General features: G+C 44.9%; 17 protein-coding genes and 2 riboswitches. Of the genes, 8 read left to right on the top strand and 9 right to left on the bottom strand.

The genetic code is table 11. The annotated features are described in order from the left end of the window. From rimI to KTR07_RS08830, 4 genes are all read right to left on the bottom strand, one after another. Complete coding sequence (gene rimI / locus KTR07_RS08845) at nucleotides 1-453, bottom strand: ribosomal protein S18-alanine N-acetyltransferase (protein ID WP_048696161.1); 453 nt, start codon at nucleotides 451-453, stop codon at nucleotides 1-3. Nucleotides 454-455: 2 nt separating this feature from the next. Then, on the bottom strand, nucleotides 456-1,922 hold the full coding sequence (locus tag KTR07_RS08840) for a RimK family protein (protein ID WP_008764821.1): 1,467 nt from the start codon (nucleotides 1,920-1,922) through the stop codon (nucleotides 456-458). A gap of 130 nt (nucleotides 1,923-2,052) precedes the next feature. Continuing rightward, nucleotides 2,053-3,297, bottom strand: coding sequence for an ABC transporter permease (locus KTR07_RS08835; protein WP_008764820.1), 1,245 nt, complete (start codon nucleotides 3,295-3,297; stop codon nucleotides 2,053-2,055). A 182-nt stretch (nucleotides 3,298-3,479) separates the two neighbouring features. After that, the gene (locus KTR07_RS08830; RefSeq protein WP_011107809.1) at nucleotides 3,480-4,679 is read right to left on the bottom strand and encodes a pyridoxal phosphate-dependent aminotransferase; all 1,200 of its coding nucleotides are present in this window, start codon (nucleotides 4,677-4,679) and stop codon (nucleotides 3,480-3,482) included. A 180-nt stretch (nucleotides 4,680-4,859) separates the two neighbouring features. Here KTR07_RS08830 and KTR07_RS08825 point away from each other — a divergent pair, with 180 nt between their 5' ends. Continuing rightward, on the top strand, nucleotides 4,860-6,095 hold the full coding sequence (locus KTR07_RS08825) for a fucose isomerase (RefSeq protein WP_074856845.1): 1,236 nt from the start codon (nucleotides 4,860-4,862) through the stop codon (nucleotides 6,093-6,095). An 89-nt stretch (nucleotides 6,096-6,184) separates the two neighbouring features. Here the strand turns inward: KTR07_RS08825 and KTR07_RS08820 are convergent, their stop codons facing one another. The 4 genes from KTR07_RS08820 to KTR07_RS08805 form a co-directional block, all read right to left on the bottom strand. Further along, the gene (locus tag KTR07_RS08820) at nucleotides 6,185-7,027 is read right to left on the bottom strand and encodes a histidinol-phosphatase (protein ID WP_074856842.1); all 843 of its coding nucleotides are present in this window, start codon (nucleotides 7,025-7,027) and stop codon (nucleotides 6,185-6,187) included. Between the two features lie 71 nt (nucleotides 7,028-7,098). Beyond that, nucleotides 7,099-8,967, bottom strand: coding sequence for an ABC-F family ATP-binding cassette domain-containing protein (locus tag KTR07_RS08815; protein WP_008764818.1), 1,869 nt, complete (start codon nucleotides 8,965-8,967; stop codon nucleotides 7,099-7,101). Between the two features lie 28 nt (nucleotides 8,968-8,995). Then, nucleotides 8,996-9,802: a DUF3805 domain-containing protein gene (locus KTR07_RS08810; RefSeq protein ID WP_048696163.1), complete on the bottom strand. Its 807-nt coding sequence runs from the start codon at nucleotides 9,800-9,802 to the stop codon at nucleotides 8,996-8,998. 51 nt (nucleotides 9,803-9,853) lie between these two features. Continuing rightward, on the bottom strand, nucleotides 9,854-11,047 hold the full coding sequence (locus KTR07_RS08805) for a hypothetical protein (protein WP_008762295.1): 1,194 nt from the start codon (nucleotides 11,045-11,047) through the stop codon (nucleotides 9,854-9,856). A gap of 233 nt (nucleotides 11,048-11,280) precedes the next feature. On the opposite strand from KTR07_RS08805, the gene KTR07_RS08800 reads away from it, so the two are divergent. After that, complete coding sequence (locus tag KTR07_RS08800) at nucleotides 11,281-11,970, top strand: response regulator transcription factor (RefSeq protein ID WP_008762294.1); 690 nt, start codon at nucleotides 11,281-11,283, stop codon at nucleotides 11,968-11,970. Nucleotides 11,971-11,979: 9 nt separating this feature from the next. Beyond that, nucleotides 11,980-13,761 carry a cell wall metabolism sensor histidine kinase WalK gene (locus KTR07_RS08795; RefSeq protein WP_008762293.1) on the top strand — a complete coding sequence of 594 codons (1,782 nt, stop codon included), beginning with the start codon at nucleotides 11,980-11,982 and terminating at the stop codon, nucleotides 13,759-13,761. Nucleotides 13,762-13,792: 31 nt separating this feature from the next. On the opposite strand, the gene KTR07_RS08790 is transcribed toward KTR07_RS08795, so the two are convergent. Beyond that, entirely contained in the window at nucleotides 13,793-15,364 is a 1,572-nt protein-coding gene (locus KTR07_RS08790; RefSeq protein WP_016267135.1) for an ATP-binding protein, read from the bottom strand. 231 nt (nucleotides 15,365-15,595) lie between these two features. Here KTR07_RS08790 and KTR07_RS08785 point away from each other — a divergent pair, with 231 nt between their 5' ends. The 5 genes from KTR07_RS08785 to KTR07_RS08765 all read left to right on the top strand — a co-directional run bounded on the left by KTR07_RS08785 (nucleotide 15,596) and on the right by KTR07_RS08765 (nucleotide 23,608). Continuing rightward, nucleotides 15,596-16,531, top strand: coding sequence for a DUF5106 domain-containing protein (locus tag KTR07_RS08785; protein WP_008762291.1), 936 nt, complete (start codon nucleotides 15,596-15,598; stop codon nucleotides 16,529-16,531). Between the two features lie 582 nt (nucleotides 16,532-17,113). After that, a riboswitch (cobalamin riboswitch) is annotated at nucleotides 17,114-17,318 on the top strand. 186 nt (nucleotides 17,319-17,504) lie between these two features. Beyond that, nucleotides 17,505-18,890: a DUF5074 domain-containing protein gene (locus KTR07_RS08780; RefSeq protein ID WP_229094186.1), complete on the top strand. Its 1,386-nt coding sequence runs from the start codon at nucleotides 17,505-17,507 to the stop codon at nucleotides 18,888-18,890. A 20-nt stretch (nucleotides 18,891-18,910) separates the two neighbouring features. Then, nucleotides 18,911-20,257 carry a PKD-like domain-containing protein gene (locus KTR07_RS08775; RefSeq protein WP_195392721.1) on the top strand — a complete coding sequence of 449 codons (1,347 nt, stop codon included), beginning with the start codon at nucleotides 18,911-18,913 and terminating at the stop codon, nucleotides 20,255-20,257. Between the two features lie 14 nt (nucleotides 20,258-20,271). Then, complete coding sequence (locus KTR07_RS08770) at nucleotides 20,272-21,114, top strand: hypothetical protein (protein WP_048696171.1); 843 nt, start codon at nucleotides 20,272-20,274, stop codon at nucleotides 21,112-21,114. Nucleotides 21,115-21,175: 61 nt separating this feature from the next. After that, nucleotides 21,176-21,381: riboswitch (cobalamin riboswitch) on the top strand. 181 nt (nucleotides 21,382-21,562) lie between these two features. Further along, nucleotides 21,563-23,608 (top strand): TonB-dependent siderophore receptor, encoded by a 2,046-nt coding sequence (locus KTR07_RS08765; RefSeq protein WP_032840677.1) that lies wholly within the window; start codon nucleotides 21,563-21,565, stop codon nucleotides 23,606-23,608. Nucleotides 23,609-23,629 lie beyond the last annotated feature (21 nt).

Here is a 23,629-nt window from a genome sequence, read left to right as displayed (position 1 = left end):
TTACATGTGCCGCTGCATATAAATCGCATCCGAACCATCATGATAATAGTTTGGCTTTACTCCCACGGGAATAAAGCCATTTTTCATATATAGCTTGATGGCAGGCGTATTCGACTCTTTTACTTCGAGCGTAATCTTTACCGCCCTACAGTCAAGAGCTGTCTCAATCGTCCGCTCCATGAGCAACTGTCCCAGCTTCCTTCCTCTGCAGTCCGGATGGACGGCTATCGAATATATTCGCAGATAACGAGTTCCCGCATGAAACAATAATGAGACATAGGCGATTATCCGCTCCTGTTCCACCACCACATAAAAGGTGCCCTTTGAACGGCAGATCAGATAAACAAACTGTTCTCTCGAAAAACTATCTTCCTGAAAACATTCCTGCTCTATCTCCAGAATGGCAGGAATGTCTCCCGCTTTTGCCTGACGGAGGTGTATCGTTGGTTCCATCATTAATAATGTTTCATTTCCAGCGCCTGCTCAAAGTGATTCAACAGACGGTAATACATTTCGTCACCGATAATCGCATCTTCCAGTTCATGGTCGATACTCGGATTATCGTTGATTTCAATCACGTAAGCCTTATCATCGACCATCTTCAAATCCACTCCATACAAGCCTTTTCCGATGAGATTGGCAGCCTTTATCGCCGTATCCAGTACCACACGCGGCACCTGATAGATAGGAATCGTATCCACCAGTCCGCAGCGGCTCCTGCCCGAATCATAATGGCAGTAAATCTGCCAATGACCTTTTGCCATATAATACTTGCAGGCATACAAAGGTACTCCGTTCAGCAGACCGACACGCCAGTCAAACTCCGTAGGCGTAAATGCCTGCGCCAACAAGATAGCCGACTTCTCGAAAAGAAGTTCAAGACTTGTTTTCAGTTCTTCTTCATTGGACACCTTTTTCATGCCAATGGAATAGGAACCGTCCGGTATCTTCAGGATGAAAGGAGCACCAACCTGCTCACTGATCTGCTCGAACGAGTTCTCATTGGACTGAAAAATCAACGTAGACTTCGGTGCCGGAATCCTTTCTTTCTCAAAAAGTTCTTTCAGATAAACCTTATTGGTACACCGAATGATAGACAACGGATCATCAATGACGACCATCCCATTCTGGGCGGCCAACTGTGACAAATGGAATGTATAATGATTCAGCGATGTCGTTGTCCGGATAAACAGCGCATCAAATTCCAACAGACGCATCGCATCATCCTCTGTAATCATTTCAACGTGGATATTCATCTTCTTGGCCACCTCGGAGAGTTTATGCAAAGCCCCTTTGTTACTGGGCGGGAATTTCTCTTTCGGATCGATCAGTACCGCCAAACTATATCTGGGAGCTTTTGCCGACTTAGGCGCACGCCATATTTTCTTATTAAAGTTATCCAGCGTATTGGCAAAGAAGTCCTGTTCCTCATCATCCAACCGGTTCAAAGGCAAGAACTGAATACTTTCAATCTGATTCTTGGGATGAGTGTTCAGAGCGACTCTCAACAAAGGGCAGGGATAGTTCTCGAAAATGAAGCGGGCCACTCTTTCCAGCCCTTTCTCACGGCATTTCCCGAAATAGATATTCAGATACCAGATATCACTTTTGATCCCGTTCTTCTGAATCCATTGATAACACAACGCCTGCAGACTTCGGTCCATGCGGATTCCTGTCCCCGTCTCCAGTTTGTTGATGATGTCAACATCGGGAATCACCCGTTGTCCTCTCGTCTGGGCAAGCAACGAACAGTAATACCCTTCGGAGTTATAGCTGTAATCATTGCTAAGATTAATAACTAACTTCCGGTCTTTTTCAACCGGCTTGTTCTTCAGATAGTCGGAAACAGTCAGGATACTTTTCGTCTCACAATACGGCTTCCAGTCATCCGGATTATCCAACAGAATTAACACATTATTCATAATGGTTAAAAATTAAACCTACAAGAGGATATTAAGTAAATCGGGCGCAAATATAGACATATTATTCACTCTACATCACGCTACGGTCTAAATTATTTTTGCAGCAAAAAAAGAAAAGAAAAAGAGAAGATTACTCGTACCGCATGGAGCTTGCAGGATTGATCTTCGTTATCAAGTAAGAAGGTCCGATCAGCATCAGAACCGATGCCAGCAACGTACCTGCATTGATCAAAAGGAAGAACCAGACATTGAAAGAAACCGATACCGTATCAACATAATAATTCTCCGGATCGAGCTTAAATATTCCGAATTGGGACTGGATAAAACAGAATGCCAGTCCAATCGCATTGCCCCAAAGCATCCCCTTGCCGATGAGAAAGACGGCAAACCAAAGGAAAGTCTTGCGAATCGTAAAATTATCGGCTCCCAGCGCTTTCAGTATTCCGATCATATTGGTGCGTTCTATGATAATAATCAGCAAACCGGAAATCATGGTAAAGCCGGCAACTCCTATCATCAGGAAAAGGATTACCCATACATTCAGATCAAGCAGATTGAGCCATTCAAATATCTGGGGATTCAGTTGCTCTATATTGCGTACATAATACACGCCTCCAAACTTATCACGCTGGCTATCCGTATCAACGGCTATCTCGTAAGTGATATCTTCCAGTTTATCATAGTCGCGCACCTGCAGCTCCACTCCGCTCACCTGCTCCGGTTCCCAGCCATTCAGACGGTTCACCAAATAAAGGTCAGTCAGCAGAAACAGATTATCATACTCCGAGAAATTGGTCTGATAGATGCCTGCAATCGTCAAGCGCCGGGCACGGATATTATCCTGAATATAATAGGTATATATCTTATCTCCCAGCTTCAGCTTCATTTTAGTAGCCAGCGCCTTGGAGATAAGTACCTGATTACTGGAAGCCGAATCGCTGAACGCAGGAATCTCCCCTTCCACCAGATACTCCTGCATAAAACTCGGATCAAACTCCGGTCCGACACCTTTCAGTACCATTCCCTGAAAAGCATCATCCGTTTTTATCATCCCCGGCTTGGTAGAATAACGTTGCACATGGCTTACTTGGGGATAACCGGAAAGAGCAGTCATCATACTGTCCCCCACCGCAATCGGATGAGTCTCATAAGAATTGACCACATCCAGATTCGCTATCTGAATGTGCGACCCGAATCCGATGACTTTATTCCTTACCTCACTTTTAAACCCTATGACTACCGCCACCGCAATAATCATAACAGCCAACCCTATGGCAATACCAGCCATAGCAATGAGGACCGCAGGACGTGAAACCTGTTTTCCACCATCGCTCTCGCGATAAATACGACGGGCTATAAAAAGAGATAATGACAATTCTTTTAAGTATTAAGTAATAGGTATTAAGTATTAGCCGTAGCTTATTTAGAGATTAAGTATTAAGTGTTATATTAAGTATTAAGTCATTACCTTATGATATATTATCAATCTTATAATATCTCATACGCCAACCAGCGTCTACGGTTAATACTTAATACCTATTACTTAATACTTATTTCCTATTCCGTTCTTCCCGGATACACCTCCAACGCCTTTTGCAGGATGAAAAGCGCACGGGTCAAATCTTCTTTCTTCAATACGTAGGCGATACGCACTTCATTGATGCCGGAGCCCGGAGTAGTATAGAAACCGGAAGCCGGTGCCATAAATACGGTCTGGCCTTCGTATTCAAAGTCAGAAAGACACCATGCACAGAACTTGTCCGAGTCGTCTACGGGGAGTTTGGCTACGGTATAGAAAGCCCCCATCGGAATCGGAGAATAAACGCCCGGAATACGGTTCAATCCATCAATCAAGCATTTACGCCGTTCTACGTATTCATCATACGTCTCACGCGAATATTCTTCCGGAGCATCCAAAGAAGCCTCAGCGGCAATCTGTCCGATCAAAGGAGGACTCAAACGAGCCTGGCAGAATTTCATAACAGCGTCACGTATCTCTTTGTTCTTGGTAATCAATGCACCGATACGGATTCCGCACTCCGAATAACGCTTGGAAACTGAATCGATCAGCACTACATTATTCTCGATACCTTCCAGATGACAGGCAGAGATATAAGGAGAGCCAGTATAAATAAATTCACGATATACTTCGTCAGAGAAGAGGAAGAGGTCGTACTTCTTCACCAGGTCACGGATCTGATTCATTTCCCGACGTGTATACAGATAACCGGTCGGGTTGTTCGGATTACAAATCAGGATAGCCTTGGTACGTTCATTGATCAGTTCTTCGAATTTCTCTACTTTCGGCAGGGAGAAACCTTCTTCAATGGTCGTTGCAATCGTACGGATCTTTGCTCCGGCAGAGATGGCAAATGCCATGTAGTTGGCGTATGCAGGTTCCGGAACAATGATTTCATCTCCCGGATTCAGGCAGGAAAGGAAGGAAAAAAGTACCGCTTCCGAACCTCCCGATGTAATGATTATATCGTCAGCCGTCAGGTTGATGTTGAACTTTGCATAATATCCCACAAGTTTCTCGCGATAGCTTCTGTTTCCGGCACTGGGGCTATATTCCAGCACTTTACGGTCGATGTTGCGTATCGCGTCAATCGCGGCCTGAGGAGTGGGCAGGTCAGGCTGTCCGATATTCAGGTGAAACACATGGACTCCCCGTTGCTTGGCAGCGTCTGCCAAAGGAGCCAGTTTTCTGATAGGAGATGCAGGCATCTCGTTTCCGCGAATGGATATGGTTGGCATAATTTTAACTACAAATTACTAATTACTATTTACTTTTTTAATTTGGAACTGCAAATGTACGCAATAATTTGAATACAGAGACATAAAAACTTTAAAATCCTTATCAAGGGTAAAAACGTAGTGGAAAAATGAAAAGAAAGCTATACATTTGTAATACGGAAAACTTAAAACAATATCATAATGACCATACACCTTATCTCATTTGCTTCAATACTTCACAAACAAGCCTCGCTGCGCAATTCGCACGAAGCAATTCTGAGTGAACTTGAAAAATATTACACTGTCAAACTCATCGATTATCAAGATATGGATAAGTTGGGCAGTGATGATTTCAAAATCATTTTTATCGCTACCGGAGGTGTGGAAAGACTGGTCATCCAGCACTTCGAACGTCTTCCCCGCCCCGCCATTTTATTGGCCGATGGCATGCAGAACTCACTTGCTGCGGCATTGGAAATATCTACATGGCTCCGTGGAAGGGGAATGAAGAGTGAAATTCTTCATGGAGAATTACCGTCTATTATTCAACGTGTACATATACTATATAATAATTTCCGCGCGCAGCGTTCTTTGTTCGGCAAGCGTATCGGAGTCATCGGTACTCCTTCTTCGTGGCTGGTTGCCAGCAATGTGGATTATCTTCTGGCAAAGCGCCGCTGGGGAATCGAATATATAGATATTCCGCTGGAAAGGGTTTATGAACATTTTAAACAAATCACTGATGATCAGGTAGGCGCGTCCTGCGCCGCCGTTGCTTCGCAGGCGCTTGCCTGCCGCGAGGGAACTCCTGAGGATTTAATCAAAGCGATGCGATTATACAGGGCCATCAAGAGAATTTGCAAAGAAGAGAAGCTGGAAGCACTGACATTAAGCTGCTTCAAACTGATCGATCAAATTGATACGACCGGCTGTCTGGCATTGTCATTGCTGAATGATGACGGTATCATGGCAGGCTGTGAGGGAGATCTCCAGTCTATCTTCACTCTTCTGGCAGTTAAGGCGCTGACAGGAAAAGAAGGATTCATGGCAAATCCATCCACCATCAATACGCGAACCAATGAATTAATACTGGCACATTGCACTATAGGACTCAAACAGACGGAAAGATATATTATCCGCAATCATTTTGAGACAGAGAAAGGTATCGCCATTCAAGGACTGCTCCCGACAGGTGACGTGACTATCGTAAAATGCGGAGGCGAATGTCTGGATGAGTATTACCTGTCTACCGGAACTCTAACCGAGAATACGAATTATATCAATATGTGCCGCACGCAGGTGCGTATCCGCATGAATACTCCAGCGGATTATTTCCTGAAAAACCCGCTAGGCAATCATCATATTATGATTCATGGGAATTATGAAGAAGCTTTGAATGAGTTCCTGTTATCGAATGCCTGCAAAAGGACGGAATAGGGGATCGAAACAGAGGCTCTGTTATAGATAAATGCAGGCTCTGTCAGCAGTTGACGGAGCCTGCATTTATTATAAACAGAAGCTCTGTTTTATTGTAACAGAGGCATATCTTTCCACTGTCCGCCGTGCCACTCCACTACTGTGTCAAAGCCGACTTTCTTCAAGGCTGCCAATGCTTCGGCACGACTGTTATTAATCCGTTCCGGATAATGGGCATCACTATTCACCTGTACCCGAATACCCAATTCTTTCAATAAAGGGAAATAGCGTTCGTTCGGATAGAAAGTTCCCAAATCATGATAAGACTTGGTATTAATTTCAACGATATATCCATGACGGGCTATTTCTGCAAAATAATCGCGAACCAACGCATCATACCACGGTTCGTCCAATAATCCCGGACGATAGCAAGAGGCATTATAGTGCATCTTATCTGCATGACCAAGGATATCAAAACCTCCCAGCTCGACCATACGGAGCAGATTCTTATAATAAAGGTGGACAACGTAATCGAGATCACCTTCAAAATGCGCATCTATCAATTGACGGAATATATCGGCAGGGGTATCGATATCCACGACTTTGCCCTGCGGAGAATAGAGCATGTGCACAGAACCAATCCGATAATCGAGCGGCAATTCCTGAAAACGAGGGATAGCGGGATGGCTCTCTTCATTCAGATAGTCTATTTCGAGTCCGATGGCAAGCTCTATTTTATCGGCATATTTCTCCTTCAGACGAGAAAATTCGGAAAGGTAATCATCCATCCGGTCCCACTCCATCGTCCATGCTGTAGAAAATGGCAGAGGAGCGTGAGAAGAAATGCCATAAGAAGAAAAGCCTTCACTAATGGCAAAACGGATAAAATCTTCCATATTAGCTCGTCCGTCACAATATAAGCAGTGACTATGGTAATTGGTCAGGTTTGTCATATCGGTCTATGTTATTTCGGTTATTATCAGGTTGTTTCAGTTATTACAGTTTCTTTCCGTTCAGATTCATGTCAGCCTTCTATCTCGCTCAGTTCCAGCCAGCGCATGGTCTTTTCGTCAATCAGATCATTCACTTCGGGCAGACGTTTCGACTTTTCAGTCAGTTCGTCTACAGAAAGCGTTCCGCTGCAAAGCAGTTCTTCAATCTGTGCCTTCTCCGCTTCCAGTTCCGCTATTTCTTTTTCCAGTTGTTCGAACTCACGCTTTTCCTTGAAGCTCATTTTCCGCTTATCGTTCAGACGGACACGGGCGGTCTTCTCTTCCTGCGGCTTTTCCGCTTCCTTTTCTTTCTGTGCCTTGGCTTCTTTCCAGTCACGGTAATCGCTATAGTTTCCGGGGAAGTCACGAATATCTCCCTGTCCGTTGAATACCATCAGATGGTCTACTACCTTATCCATAAAGTAGCGGTCGTGGGAAACGACTATGACACAGCCCTTGAAGTTCTGCAGATACTCTTCGAGCACATTCAGAGTGATGATGTCCAGGTCGTTGGTAGGCTCATCGAGCACGAGGAAGTTGGGATTGCGCATCAGCACCGTGCACAGGTAAAGGCGGCGGCGCTCTCCCCCACTCAGTTTATAGACATAGCTATGCTGCGTTTCGGGAGTAAACAGGAAATGCTGCAGGAATTGCGAAGCCGTCAGTCTCTTTCCATTCCCCAGTTCGATCACTTCGGCTATATCCTGCACGACATCAATCACCTTCATTTGTTCGTCGAACTGGAGACCGTCCTGCGAGTAATAGCCGAAACGGACAGTTTCGCCCACATCCACCGTTCCGCTGTCGGGTTTGACCTGTCCCATCAATATTTTGATAAAAGTAGATTTACCCGTTCCGTTGTTTCCTACAATTCCCATCTTCTCGTAACGGGCAAAGATATAGGAAAAATCATCCAGAATCTTCAGGTCTCCGTAGCTCTTGAACAGATGATCGGCTTCGAATATCTTGCTTCCGATATAAGAGGCCTTTACTTCCAGTTTTACGTTGTCATTGTTGAAACGTTGCTTGGCAACCTTCTCCAGTTCATAGAAGGCATCTTCACGGTATCGGGCTTTGTGTCCGCGTGCCTGCGGCATCCGGCGCATCCAGTCGAGTTCCGTACGATAGAGATTGTTGGCACGTTCTATTTCCACGCTTTTAGCCTCGATGCGTTCCTGACGTTTCTCCAGATAATAGCTGTAGTTACCTTTATATTGATAAATCTGCTGATTGTCAATTTCGATAATCTCCGAGCAGACACGATCGAGGAAATAACGGTCGTGCGTCACCATCAGCAGGCTCAGGTTGGTGCGACGCAGGTAGTCTTCCAACCATTCGGTCATGTCCAGGTCCAGATGGTTGGTAGGCTCATCGAGAATCAGCAAATCCGGTTCGGTGATCAGGGCGTTGGCTAAGGCTACACGTTTCAGCTGTCCGCCGGAAAGTTGCTTCACCTGCTGGTCAAAGTTACGGATTTTCAGTTGGGACAGAATTTGCTTGGCTTTCTGCTCATATTCCCATGCTTTCTCCTGGTCCATGCGTGCCAAGAGGTCTTCCAGTCCCGGATGCCCTTCGGTTTCCATACATCGTTCGTACTCTTTAATCAGTTCGACGGTGCTGTTGCCGTGATGGAAACAGGCTTCGAGAACGGTCAGTTCTTCGGGATACTGCGGGTCTTGTTCCAGATAATCCACACGAAGGTCACGGCGGAAGACGATGTTTCCGCTGTCATACCCTTCTTTTCCGGCGATGATATTCAGTAAGGTTGTTTTTCCGCTGCCGTTCTTGGCGATTAATCCGACGCGTTGCCCCTCGGCAATGCCAAAAGATATATTTTCAAAAAGAACCAAGTCGCCGAAGGACTTGGTCAGGTTGTCTACTTGTAAATAAGGTACTGCCACGTAATTTAGTGATTAGCTGGTTCGTGATTTAGTGATGATCGATTGCCGATTGATATGCTTCGGCAATGTTGCAGGGTTGGCCGGCCTTAACTTTGCTCCATGCGATTTTCATCGGGTCGATGGTCCGGCCTTGGTATTCGAGTACGGGGACTTCCCGATTGCCGTCAATCAAGGTTTTCCACTCCATGCCTTCCACTTCGTTAGTCAGAATCGCGCATACCGTTATACCGATGGCGAGCCATTCATCTTTCTTCTTGGGGCTGATCTTACCGCTGTCTATCACTTGCTGAATCTTCTCCAAGTCCTCTTCCACTCCCTGAAAGTCTTTTTTGAGTTCCTGTTTGACGGTAGATACTACCCACTCGTAGCCTTCATTGATCTGATAGATTTCCGATAGGCGGACAGAAATCAGTTCTGCGGGATATTTCTCGCCTTCCTTGCGGGCTTCCAGTGTAGCGATGACCTCTTCCGCTTCCTTGGTGCTTCCGCCTTTGGGCACGGTGAAAGAACATTCAAAAGCGATATTGCCGGTTCCTGTTATCCACAGGTGAGAAGTATAATAAGTGCCCTCTTCCTGAAACATTTCTTTACTGTAGGCACAGTCCCATGTACCGATTTTCACCAATGAAGCCGAATCGTTTTCTTTCAGTTCCTGACGGATGGCGTCTTTACCGTATGAGGCGTTGCCTTTAAAAGCTGATATACGAAAGTTGCCCGTCCATACATCGGGGTTATAGAAAAGAAAAGAGCCTTCGCCATCTTCAAACTCGTTCCAGTCCGACGGATAGTTCATCGAAAACCACGCTCCGGGGGAGATAAATTTCTTGCCTTGCATCCTTTTTCATTAAATGATTAACCTTGCAAAAATACGAATTAAAAATGAATTTCACTTTCCTATCGGCTGTATTTTCCTCCGTACTTCTTTGGAAATCTCCAGAAACATATAGTTCAGCTTTCCGGAATGGATGCCTGCTTCATTGTCTTTGTACTTTTTGTTGGCGTACTGTTTGGATTTCTCGAAAGTGAGCAGTGACATTTCGTTCTGCGATTTGCCGACCATGGTAGAGTCCAGTTGTTCATCCGGGAAGAAGTCGTCGAGGTCTACATCACCAATCATCGTCGTTTCGAGGAAGTTCATGTCCTTATGGGAGTTGTCGGTGTAATATCCTACGAACATATGCCCCGGTGTACGTACCAGTATCGGTTCGATATTGATAGCCCGAAGGAGCGAAGCGAACAGTACGCTGCCGTCCACACAGTTGATCTGCGACGATTCCAGCGCATCGTCAAAGGTGCGGACACGTTGCGAGAAAACGACATTGCTCGAAAGGCTCGTATTGGATACGGAACTGTAGCGGAACTTACGTTTCTGTAAGATGTTCCAAAGTGCGTACACCTGCTTGTCTACCGCACCTTTGGCCGTGCTCTGGTAGCCCAGGAAACGATTCACGATGCGGGTATTCAGCGCTTCACGAAGCAGCTGGTCGATCATCGGATTCTCTTCGTTGACGTATGCGGCAAAAAAGATACTGGTATCGTAAAACTTCGTCCCGTTCGCCACATAACCCAACAGGCATTCATTGACGCTACGCACCGAAAACGTACGTACCCGTTGTCCCAAGTCTTTCCCGTTCATCTCCACTTTTACGGCTACGCTCACCGGTTCCGCCTGTGCGTTATTCTTCAGTGCCTCGTAATTCCAGATGATATCGGGATAAATAGTATATTCCGTCCTCGGCTTGTTCAGCACAAATTCCGACACGGAACGGGAAAAGAAAGGGGTCTCGGCAACCTCTATCCGCACCCGGCTATAAGCAGTCCTTGACTTCACCCGAACGGCGATGCACGATTTCGGATTTCCGAGACAGGTAGAATCCGAAGGAGTAATCACCTGCGCGTCCGTAGTGGCTACCGACAGGATGGCCGACGGAAAGATATTTCCTCCCAGATCGTCTACGATCTCAAAGCCGGAATTAAAAGAAGTATATTTAAAGACGGAGATTCCCCCGATAAGAAGAAGCAGTACAATCACCCCTCCTACCACTTCGCGTCTATATCGTTTCAAGTCTATTTTTATCATGATCTGCAAACTGTGTATTTATTATCCTATCGCTACACAAAGATAACAAATAACAGACGGTTTTTCCTCGCATATCCCATAAAAACTTTCAAATATCATCCCGATGCCCGCATTCAGCGGAATGTAATACGATTGTAATATTTGTTTCATCCGCCCGTAACAAAGTCTTCTCATCTTTGTCCCGAAATAAAAAAAAGCTTAACTTTGTCATATCACATTAATACATATATCATATGAACGATTACCGTATTTTAGTTGTCGACGATGAAGAAGACCTCTGTGAGATTCTGAAATTCAATCTTGAAAACGAAGGTTATGAAGTGGATACCGCCAACTCCGCCGAAGAGGCTCTGAAGATGGATATCAGCAGTTACCACCTGATTCTTCTGGACGTGATGATGGGGGAAATCTCCGGTTTCAAGATGGCAAACATGCTGAAGAAAGACAAGAAAACAGCCAGAGTGCCCATCATCTTCATCACAGCCAAAGATACCGAAAACGATACTGTAACAGGCTTCAATCTGGGAGCGGACGATTATATCTCCAAGCCTTTCTCCCTGCGCGAAGTGATCGCCCGTGTGAAAGCCGTACTGAGGCGTACCGCCACGATGGAGACGGAAAAGGCGCCCGAACGCCTGACTTACCAGTCACTCGTGATCGACATCACCAAGAAGAAGGTAAGCATAGATGACGAAGAAGTGCAGTTGACGAAGAAAGAATTTGAAATACTGCTTCTGCTGGTGCAGAACAAAGGACGCGTCTTCTCCCGTGAAGACATTCTGGCACGCATCTGGAGCGACGAAGTATACGTACTCGATCGTACCATTGATGTGAATATCACCCGTTTACGGAAGAAAATTGGCGAATATGGCAAGTGCATCGTTACCCGCCTGGGATACGGATACTGCTTTGAAGCCGAATAATCAAGAAGTATGAATCTACCTGTCAAGCAAAAACATTTCCTCTCTTTCAGCCGGAAGTTATTCCTTTCGGTGATCTCGCTGTTTCTGGTATTTGCCTTTTGTTTCATCGCCTACCAGTATCAACGCGAAAGAGAATATAAAGTCGAGTTACTCAACACACAGCTCCAGAACTATAACAGCCGCTTGTACGAACGGCTGAACAGTAATCCCGCCATCGAAGAAACGACTGAAAAGTATATCCGCGACCACGCATTGGAGGACTTGCGCGTCACACTGATCGACTTGCAGGGAAATGTGATCTATGACAGTTATCAGACTACCGACCAGCAACTGGAGAACCATCTCAACCGCCCCGAAGTTCAGAAAGCCTTGAAAGACGGAACCGGTTTTGACGTACGCCGCACCTCGGAGACCACCGGGCTACCGTATTTCTATTCGGCAACCCGCTACGGAGATTATATCATCCGCTCGGCACTGCCATATAATGTAAGCCTCATCAATAATCTGCAGGCAGACCCGCATTACTTATGGTTTACGGTCATTGTGTCGCTGTTGCTCATGGTGATCTTCTACAAATTCACCAACAAACTGGGAACCTCTATCAGCCAGCTCCGCGAGTTTGCCATGCGTGCAGACCGTAACGAACCGATAGAGATGGCGATGCAGTCCGCTTTTCCGCATAATGAGCTGGGAGAGATTTCGCAGCACATCATCCAGATATACAAGCGTCTGCACGAAACGAAAGAGGCACTCTACATCGAACGCGAGAAACTGATTACCCATCTTCAGATTTCGCATGAAGGGCTGGGCATATTCACCAAAGACAAAAAAGAGATTCTGGTCAACAACCTCTTTACTCAATACAGTAACCTGATTTCGGACTCTAACCTGGAAACGACAGAGGAAGTATTCGCCATCAGCGAACTGAAAGACATCATTCATTTCATCAACAAGAACCAGCAGCAACGCTCGCGGGGAAAAGACGAAAAGCGTATGTCCGTCACAATCAACAAAAACGGACGCACCTTTATCGTGGAATGTATCATCTTTCAGGACGCCAGCTTCGAGATTTCGATCAATGACGTCACGCAGGAAGAAGAGCAGGTACGTCTGAAGCGCCAATTAACCCAGAACATTGCCCATGAACTGAAAACTCCCGTAAGCAGTATCCAAGGTTATCTGGAAACGATTGTCAATAACGAGAATATCTCACGTGACAAGATAAATACGTTCCTCGAACGGTGCTACGCACAAAGCAATCGCCTCAGCCGGCTGCTACGCGACATATCCGTACTGACCCGCATGGACGAAGCCGCCAACATGATAGACATGGAACGGGTAGACATCAGCGTACTGGTAGGGAACATCATCAATGAAGTTTCTCTGGAACTGGAAGAAAAGCACATTAGCATCGTGGATTCACTAAAGAAGGGTATCCAGATCAAAGGCAATTACTCTCTGCTCTACTCCATTTTCCGTAACCTGATGGACAATGCCATCGCATACGCCGGAACCAATATTCAGATAAACATCAACTGTTTCCGTGAAGATGAGAATTACTATTATTTCAGCTTCGCAGATACGGGCATCGGTGTCTCTCCGGAACATCTGAACCGCCTTTTCGAACGTTTCTATCGGGTGGACAAAGGGCGTTCACGCAAACTCGGCGGAACCGGTTTAGGGCTTGCCATCGTAAAGAATGCCGTCATCATCCACGGAGGAAACATTTCTGCCAAGAATAATCAAGGCGGCGGACTGGAATTTGTCTTCACGCTGGCGAAAGAGAAATAAACAGCTTGGTTTTTCTTTATTCACAGTGCAGTCAAACAATCAGCCACTCTCCCAGATTCCGTTTCGCGGCATCAAAGGACACACCGACTTTCACCAGTCGCCTGCCATCCACAGTGTAGGGCAAAAGGTAACCTTTTTCATCAATCTGCTTCAGAGCGTCTTCGGCGGTGCCGGTGAGTTTAAATTCGAACACATAGATGTAGTCCGCAGTCTTTACTACTGCGTCGGCACGACCGATAGCGGTACGGACTTCCGCTTGCGTGAATTGCCCCATGAGTTTGAAGACGAGATAGAATACAACTTGATAATGACGTTCCGTTTTCTCATTCAGTTCGTAAGGAAAATCGGCGAAGAAACAGGACAGACGAGTGAGGAAAGCTTCCGTTTCGCCCGTTTCCAGTTCATGCACAAATTTCCCGATATAAAAGGTGGTATCGGTGGATGCGACAGGAGTATAGAAAGGGGCGACAAAATTGAGGAAACCATATTTCACCTCTTCGTTAGGAAACCCCAGCGTATATGTACGAAAACGTTGGTCGAACGACTTTATAGTCAGGTATCCGCTTTGATAAATCATCGGAACGGGATTGGAGATATTCGCCCTGTCGTCGCTCAAGGAGGCGGAAGAGACTTCAATACCGTCCAATTCGCGAAGGTCGAAATTTGTCTTCTTTAGGATCTCTACCAAAAAAGTAGGCGTTCCGCTAGCAAACCAATAGTCACCGAAACGCGACTTGGCAAGAGCGTTGAGCACACTGAAAGGATTGAACATGGGAGTAAATCCTTTCTCAGGAGTGAAGCGGTAACCGTCATACTGGCGGGTGAGTTGCTCTACGGCTTCGCCATAATTGGTTTCAGTCTGGAGAGCCAGTTCTTGCAATTCAGGCACAAAAACGGTTTCGATTTCCGCACGTGTCATGCCGCAAAGGGTGTTGTACTCAAGGTCAAAGCTGATATCATTCAACTGGTTAAGCGTGCTGAAAATGCCCATCTGCGCAAACTTCGTTACTCCGGTGATAAAGACAAACTGAAGATAAGGGTCAGCATCTTTGAGTACAGTATAGAAAGCGGTCAGCGTTTTACGGAAGTCTTCTTGCAAATCAGGTTTATCGAATGTCTGAAGCATGGGTTTGTCATATTCGTCTACGAGTACGACCACACGGCGTCCGGTCTGTTCGTATGCACGTCGGATAATGGTAATGAAGCGTCCGGAGTAGGTCATTGTGCCTTTATCTACTCCATACATCTCTTCCCAACTTTCCAGTTGCAGTTCAAGCATTCTTTCCAATCGTTCCCTACTGTCATATTTCTCAGCATTCAAGCTTAGGTGCAGCACCGGGTATTCGAACCAGTTCTGCTCCAATTTCTCGATAGCGAGTCCTTCGAAAAGTTCTTTCTTCCCCTTGAAATAAGCTTCAAGCGTGGAAAGCAACAGGCTCTTCCCGAAACGCCGGGGACGACTGAGGAAATAAGGCTTCCCTTTCGTTACGAGACGATAGACCAGTTCTGTTTTATCGACATAAAGATATCCTTCCGAGCGAAGAAATTCGAAACTTTGTATCCCTATCGGGAGCTTACGGAGCGTTTTAACAGGTGCGTTCATATCAGCTTTTATTAAAAAATAACCAATGCTACGGGCAAAGATAACAAATTCGATGCAGATTCCATCCGAAGGGAAGAGATTATTTATCCCTATTCACACAAAGTCGGCTGTATCGATAAAAAATACGAAGCCGCATATCCAGTTTTCAAAACTTACCGGAATATCGGTATGTTTTTTCACATAGTTTTCATACCTTTGCTTCCGAAAGTAAGTTTAAACCAACCAATTGTCATGAAAACAAACATAAGCCTTATACTCATTCTGTGCCTTCTTCTTGGCGCCTGTAAAAACGGGAATGCTTCAAGTCAAAGCAAAAGCGAAACACCGCAAGATACCATTAAGGCTATTAAGATGCCCGCCATCCCGCAAATGATGACAGCACCGGAACAACGGGCCGACTTTCTGGCCAAGCATTATTGGGACAATGTAAACTTTGCCGACACCAACTATATCCACCATCCGGAAGTAACGGAACAAGCGTGGGCAGATTATTGCGACTTGCTGAACCACGTACCGCTTGAAACAGCCCAACAAGCCATGCGCAATGTAATCGACCGGACCAATGTGGACAAGAAGGTGTTTACATATATCACCGACCTGGCGGACAAGTATCTGTATGATCCCAACTCCCCCATGCGCAACGAAGAATTTTATATACCGGTATTGGAAGCAATGATAGCCTCTCCTGTATTGAACGAAACAGAGAAGATACGTCCCCAGGCCCGTCTTAAGCTGGCTCAGAAAAATCGTATCGGAACCAAAGCGCTCAACTTCACTTATACCCTGGCCTCCGGAGCACAAGGTTCATTATATCAGTTGAAAGCGGAATATCTTCTGTTATTTATCAATAACCCCGGCTGTCAGGCATGCACAGAAACCATAGAAGGTCTGAAAAACGCTCCCATCATCAACCAGCTTTTACAGGAAAAGAAGTTGGTACTTCTCTCCATCTACCCCGATGAGGAACTGGACGAGTGGAAAAAGCATCTGAGCGAATTTCCCAATGAATGGATTAACGGATATGACAAGAAGTTCACTATCAAAGAAGAACAGGTCTATGACTTAAAGGCTATCCCGACTCTATATCTGTTGGATAAAGACAAGACTGTATTGCTTAAAGATGCCACTGCACCAGCCATTGAAGCATATCTAATGCAGCATCAATAGTTAACATGTAGTTCCAATATCAGTTCCAACCGTTGAAACAAAATGTTTCTGCCGCTCGGAACTAAAGTTTCATCGGCTTGAAACCAAAGTTTCTTCAGTTTGAAACTAAAGTTTCATCTGCTTGAAACTAGAGTTTCATCCGCTTGAAACCGTTGGTTTCAACGCTTTGGAACTTTCTAAAGCAACTATCAATTAGAGTAACTTGACTGCATGACCGGAGTAACCCAATCGCATTAGTTGCTCCAATTCACCCGTTCTTTCAAGAAGCATTAACTCATTTATTGGCTACTAATAGATGAGTTATCAGCCTTTAATACCTGATTTCTCAATTATTAATAGTTGATATGTCAATCTTTAATAGTTGACGTATCAGACGTTAACATCCTACAAATCAACCTATAACACTACAAAACGTCACGTCATCCTATGCACCGGAGTGAGAGCAACCGTTTGCTCTCATACCTGCCACCACACTTGCTACCACGCTTGAAACAGCGATGAATAAAGGGATACGCAGGAATTGTTAGAGCATGAGAGCAAAACTGCTGTTATTTTCTTTTTGGTAGAAACAAATAAACTATATATCTTTGTCCCCGCATTGGTTTGCGACTCTCATCACGAGGGAAGCGATTAAAAGGGAATCAGGTGTAAATCCTGAACAGTCCCGCTGCTGTAAGTTCCATAGATATGTTGCGAGCAATCTACTCAAAGCCACTGGAAGGGTATTCCGGGAAGGCGCCCGCAACAGGAATAAGTCAGAAGACCTGCCATGTAAAATCCGTTTCACTGCTTTCGAGGAAAAAGCGTTGAATCTAATGACCCGGACATCCGTCTATCATTTCATTCATCACTCTGATTCAGAGAAAGTATGTACAAACTAATAGACTCTGCCAAGTTTATTATGTGTGTCCGGTCGAAGCGATTTCGCCCGGACACTTTGATGGACATATTTTATTTACTTAATATACAAAACATGAATTGTAAAAAGCTATTCAAAACGTTATTATTTATAATAACAGCGTTCGTTATTGTGTCTTGCTCGAAAGACGATTGTGACCTGGAGCACATTGACAAACTACAAGGATTACCAGCTCTGAAAACCGGCACTTTCCCCGAAGAGGATTTGACACTCAATGTCGGAGAACAATATGTATATGCCCCTAAGGCAAGTAGTCCGCTGGATATATACTATCAATGGTATCAGAATGGAGAAGATATGTCGACAGACCCGTCATTCACATTCAACGCCGAACATCCCGGCCGTTCCAAAGTTATTTTAGAACTCAGCAATGACTTGGGAAAAGTGACATTAGAAAATAAAGTGATGGTTCCGGGAGCGGATTACTCCAAAGGATGTCTGATTATCAATGAGGGATGGTTCGGACACGGATCCGGAAGTATTTCATTCTATAATTATGAGAAGAACAGCATTGAACACTGGTGCTATAAGAATCAGAATTTCGGAGATGTGCTGGGAGTTACCTCACAATCGGCTACTTTGTGGAATGGGAAGTTGTATGTCTGTTCAAAAGAAGATAATCAGTTAGTGGTGATGGACCCTAAAACTCTGTATGCTGAAAACAGCTGTGGCAAACTAGCTAATTATCAAGCTTATGAGTTTATCGGTTTGAATGACGATTATGGAATAATTACTCATGGAGGATATTTCAGCCGTATCAATTTAAAAACGTTTGAAACAATTACACTGGTATCGGTAGGAAATACGTATACCGGAACAGGTAGCGGAATCGCTTATAACGGAAAACTCATATTAAATGTGAACTCCTCCGGGTGGGGAAGTCCTAAAGTGTATACCATAGACATTGCAGAATTATGTTCACCCGATCTCAAGCCTACAGACAAAGTCGCATTCCAGGAATTAGATATTACAACCTATGGTGGTACTCGCTTTGTACAATGTAAAGATGGAAATATCTATACTGTAGAAACGACCAAAGACGGTAAAAACAATCTGGTAAGAATCAATGCTGATTTTTCTCTGAAAAAGGTTGCAATGCGTGACGATTATTCTCCCTCCTCGTTCGGTGCTTACAGAGAAGCCAGTTTCTGCGGCACTCCTGAAGGAATATTCTACTACATCGCAGGAGGAAAGATATACAAAGCCACTTTTGACGATCCCGCCCCTGAGGAGACACTGACCGAATACACCAAAGAAGGTTACGGATTCTATGGCGCAGGCATCCGCGTCAATCCAAAGACCAACGAATTACTGGCCATGTACCTGACCGGAGACTATCAGAAAAATCTTCTGGTAAGATTCAACGCCGCCACAGGAGAAAAGATATCAGAAATAGCATACGATGGCTATTATTTCCCGGCTACATTCATTTTTAACTAATAACAAGACTCTGAAACAAGATGAATAAACTATATACCACTTTATTAATAGCCTGCCTTGCAGCAGGTTTTACCGCCTGTAACGACGACGATTGCGAAGATTTGCACCTCGGCAATCTGGCACATTATCCGAACGTACTGAAAGGAACTTTCCCGACAGAAAGCCAAGTGTTGGAATTAGGAGAAACGTTGGAGATTACTCCGGAACTGCTTAATCCGGAAGGAGCCACCTATTCATGGCTGGTCAATGGAAAAGAGTATTCTACCGAACCGACCTTTAGTTACAAAATAGACAATCCATGTCGCGCGGACCTGTCATGTATCATCAAGAATAAATACGGAAAAGTAGAAATGAGCACAAGTTTCAGCTCTAACCACAACTTTTCCAAAGGATTCTTCTACGTAGCAGACGGAACATTCAATTTCTATGATACCGAAAAGAAAACTGCTTATCAAGATTGTTATGCTTCTTTAAATGCAGGAAAAACTTTGGGAATTGGTAACTACGACTCTGCAAATATCATTCACAGCAACGGAAAGTTCTATCTGCTTGTGGGCACCAGCACATCGAACCGAGATCATTTCTACATTGTCGACGCCAAGACTCTTTATTACGAAAACTCCGCTGTAGTAGGCGCAAACCTAAGCGGTCTGACCATTCTGAACGAACAATATGGATTAGTGACAGGAGATGGCATACGTCGTATTGACCTAAAATCACTTAACAATGTCAGGATCAAGAATGAGCGTCTGCTTTGTTTCTATAATAGCATAATCTACAATGGCAAAGTGCTGAGCAATGACACTTATAAAGATGAGTCCAAAGTGAAGTATTACGATGTAAACGAGCTAATCGCAGCTAAAGAAGGAGAAGCTCCTGCCGTTACAGAGCTAGATATCATTCAAAAACAGAAAATCAATTTTGTACTGGCTAAAGACGGTAATGTTTATACTCTTGAATCGGCTGATAACGGATGTAATATCGTAAAAATAAAGAATGACTTTACTTTAGAAAAAGTCTTTGCAAACTTCCAGCCGGCCAAGGGACCGTATCATTCAAGTCCGACCATAGGCATGGTAGCATCCGAAACAGAGAATATTATTTATCTGGTATCGACCGACGGAGCTATATATAAATATATATTAGGCGATTCAGACTCTCTCAAAGCACCTTTCATTGCCGCAGAATCAGGAGTTTCAATTACTGCTCCATTGCAGCTGAACCAACAAAGCGGAGAACTCTATGTAACTTATACCGAAGAACTGAAAGATGAATCTAAAATCGTCGTTTACAGCAAAGATGGAAAAGTTCTCCACACAGTAGACTGTGGTGAGAGCGTTCCTTCACAAATATTATTCAATAACTAAACTAACATAGAAAAATGAAAAGATATTGGTATCTGATGGCTATAGCAGCCACTCTTTTGGCTTCCTGCAACAAAGATGAGGAAGAAACGGAAATTCAAGGATTCAAAGTGCTGGAATATCGTCCGGCACCAGGGCAGTTTATCAATGAAGGCTTCGACTGCCAGACAATGGAAGAAGCAAACGCTTATGCAGAAGAGCGCTTCAACAAGAAACTCTACGTCTCACTGGGATCTTTCGGCGGATACATCACCGTTAAAATGCCGAAAGAAATAAAGAACCGCAAAGGATACGACTTCGGTATTATCGGCAATCCCTTCTCCGGAAGTTCCGAACCGGGCATCGTATGGGTATCCGAAGACGCTAATGGCAACGGAAAAGCAGACGACGTATGGTACGAGCTGAAAGGAAGTGACGAACCGGAACGCGACTATTCCGTCACTTACCACAGACCGGATGCAGCCGGAGATATCCCTTGGGAAGACAGTAAAGGAGAAAGCGGAGTCATCAAGTATCTCCCTCAATATCACGATCAGATGTATTATCCGAACTGGATTAAAGAGGACTCCTATACATTGAAAGGAAGTATGCTCGAAGCACGGACAGAGCAAGAAGGCGGAATATGGAAAAACAAGGATTTCGGAAAAGGATATGCCGACAACTGGGGAAGCGACATGGCAAAGGATGACAACGGCAACTACCGGTATAATCAGTTTGACCTGGATGACGCCGTTGACCAGAATGGCAATCCTGTAACGCTGGAACGTATTCATTTTGTGAAAGTACAGAGTGCCATTTTGAAGAATGTCGAGTCGATAGGTGAAGTGTCAACCGAGGTGGTTGGATTCAAAGCTTTTTAAAAAGCTGTTCAAAGTCATGGATTTACCTTCGCTCCTCTCTTGCAAAAGACAAATAAACTATCTATCTTTGTCGCGCATTGGTTTGCAACTCTCATGCACGAGGGAAGCAATTAAAAGGGAATCAGGTGAAAGTCCTGAACAGTCCCGCTGCTGTAAGTTCATTTTTTGGTTGCGAGCAATCGACTTTATAGCCACTGGAAGGGTATTCCGGGAAGGCGTTCGCAACAGGAACAAGTCAGAAGACCTACCATGCAAACTCGTTTCACTGCTTTCGAGGAAAAAGCGATGAGTCTAATGAACCGGACAATCCGTCCATCATTTCATTCACCATTCTGATTCAGAGAAAGTGTGTACTAATTAATAAACTCTGCCAAGTTTATTATGATGTCCGGTCGAAGTGAGTTCGCCCGGACATCTTTTTACATTATGAACAGACTGAAAGAAAACAATGAGAAGGAATACTTTTATTAAAAAGATGAGCGTACTACTCTGCTGTCAGGCTTTGTCCTTATCCCTTTTTGCCCAACAACAAAAAGTGGATACAGCACATATCTACTCCATCCCCGAAATCATGGTATCCGACCCTTATCAGACGCGTGAAGTCCGTTCAGCCTCTCCTCTGCAGGTTTTCAATAAGGAAGAATTAAAGAATCTGCAGGCACTGCAGGTATCGGATGCGGTAAAACATTTCGCAGGAGTTACCGTGAAGGACTATGGAGGTATCGGAGGATTAAAAACCGTCTCCATCCGAAGTCTCGGGGCACAACACACCGCTGTTTCCTACGACGGCATCACCGTCAGCGACTGCCAGACCGGACAAGTAGACATAGGACGTTTCTCCTTAAACAACGTAGACCGCCTTTCGCTCAACAACGGACAAAGCGACAACATCTTCCAGCCTGCCCGTTTTTTTGCTTCTGCCGGTATACTGAACATACAGACACTGACTCCGCATTTCAAAGAAGACAAGCCGACTAATATAGCCGCCGAATTTAAGACCGGTTCATGGGGATTAGTAAACCCTTCCCTTTTTCTGGAACAACAACTCAACAAAAAATGGAGCATGACCGCCAACGGCGAATGGATGTCTTCGGACGGGCATTATCCATTTACCCTGCGTTACGGGAATGATGCCGATGTTCAGGTCAGTAAAGAGAAGCGCCGGAATACGGATGTAGAAAACCTTCGGGCTGAGATAAGCGCTTTCGCCAATCTCTCCGACAAAGAGCAATGGAGACTGAAAGCCTATTATTACCAGTCCTCACGGGGACTGCCCAATGCCACTACCTTATATTATGACTTCTCCCGACAAAATCTGCAGGATAAGAACACCTTTATCCAAAGCCAGTACAAGAAAGAGTTTAGCAGAAAATGGGTATTCCAGACCTCTGCCAAGTGGAACTGGAGTTATCAGAACTATCAGGACCCGGATGCTCTTACCTCCGTCGGAGGAACTGACAACAGCTATTACCAGCAAGAATATTACCTGTCCGCTTCCGCTCTATACCGGATATGGAACAATCTTTCTTTCTCCTTGTCCACCGACGGAAGCATCAATACGATGAATGCCAATTTGCAGAACTTCGTCTCCCCCACCCGCTATTCATGGCTGACAGCCTTTGCCGGGAAATACGTCAATGAATGGGTGACGCTGTCCGCTTCTGCTCTGGCAACTGTCATCAACGAGAAAGCTAAAAACGGAGGTAGTGCCGGCAACCACCGGAAGCTGTCTCCCAATGTCAGCATCTCGCTAAAGCCGTTTCATAATGAAGAACTGCGGTTCCGTTTCTTCTACAAAGATATCTTCCGTCTGCCCAGCTTCAATGATTTATATTACGACAAGGCCGGAAACATCAATCTGAAGCCGGAAAGTGCTACTCAATATAATATAGGTATTACTTATAGTAAAGCCATCAACAACTTTATACCTTATCTTTCGGCTACCGTAGACGCCTACCATAATAAAGTGACCGACAAGATTGTAGCCACTCCTACCAAGAACTTATTCATCTGGAGTATGGTCAATCTGGGCAAAGTGGATATCAAGGGGATAGATGCAACTGCCAGCCTCAGCCTCCAGCCTCTGGATAAACTACGGATCAACCTTTCCGGAAACTATACTTACCAACGGGCACTGGACGTTACCAACTCCAATCCCAACTCACCGGAAGGTAAAGTGTACAAGCATCAGATAGCCTATACTCCGCGCGTCTCCGCTTCCGGACAAGCCGGAATAGAAACTCCATGGCTCAATCTTTCCTATTCATTCCTTTTCTCCGGAAAACGGTATATGTTAGGACAAAACATCAGCGACAACCGCCTGGACAGCTACAGTGATCACAGCATCTCTGCCTACAGAGATTTCAAAATACAGAAAGTTACAGCATCACTCAACCTGGAAGTGCTGAATCTGATGAACAGGAATTATGAGATCGTTAAGAATTTCCCCATGCCGGGAAGATCGGTAAGAGTGACGATAGGAGTCAGGTATTAGGTAATAGGTATTAAGTAATAA

The organism is Bacteroides sp. MSK.20.82, assembly GCF_019052485.1.
Classification (GTDB): domain Bacteria; phylum Bacteroidota; class Bacteroidia; order Bacteroidales; family Bacteroidaceae; genus Bacteroides; species Bacteroides thetaiotaomicron.
The sequence above is the reverse complement of the archived record's forward strand: the minus strand, read 5'-3'. Positions and strand labels throughout refer to the sequence as shown.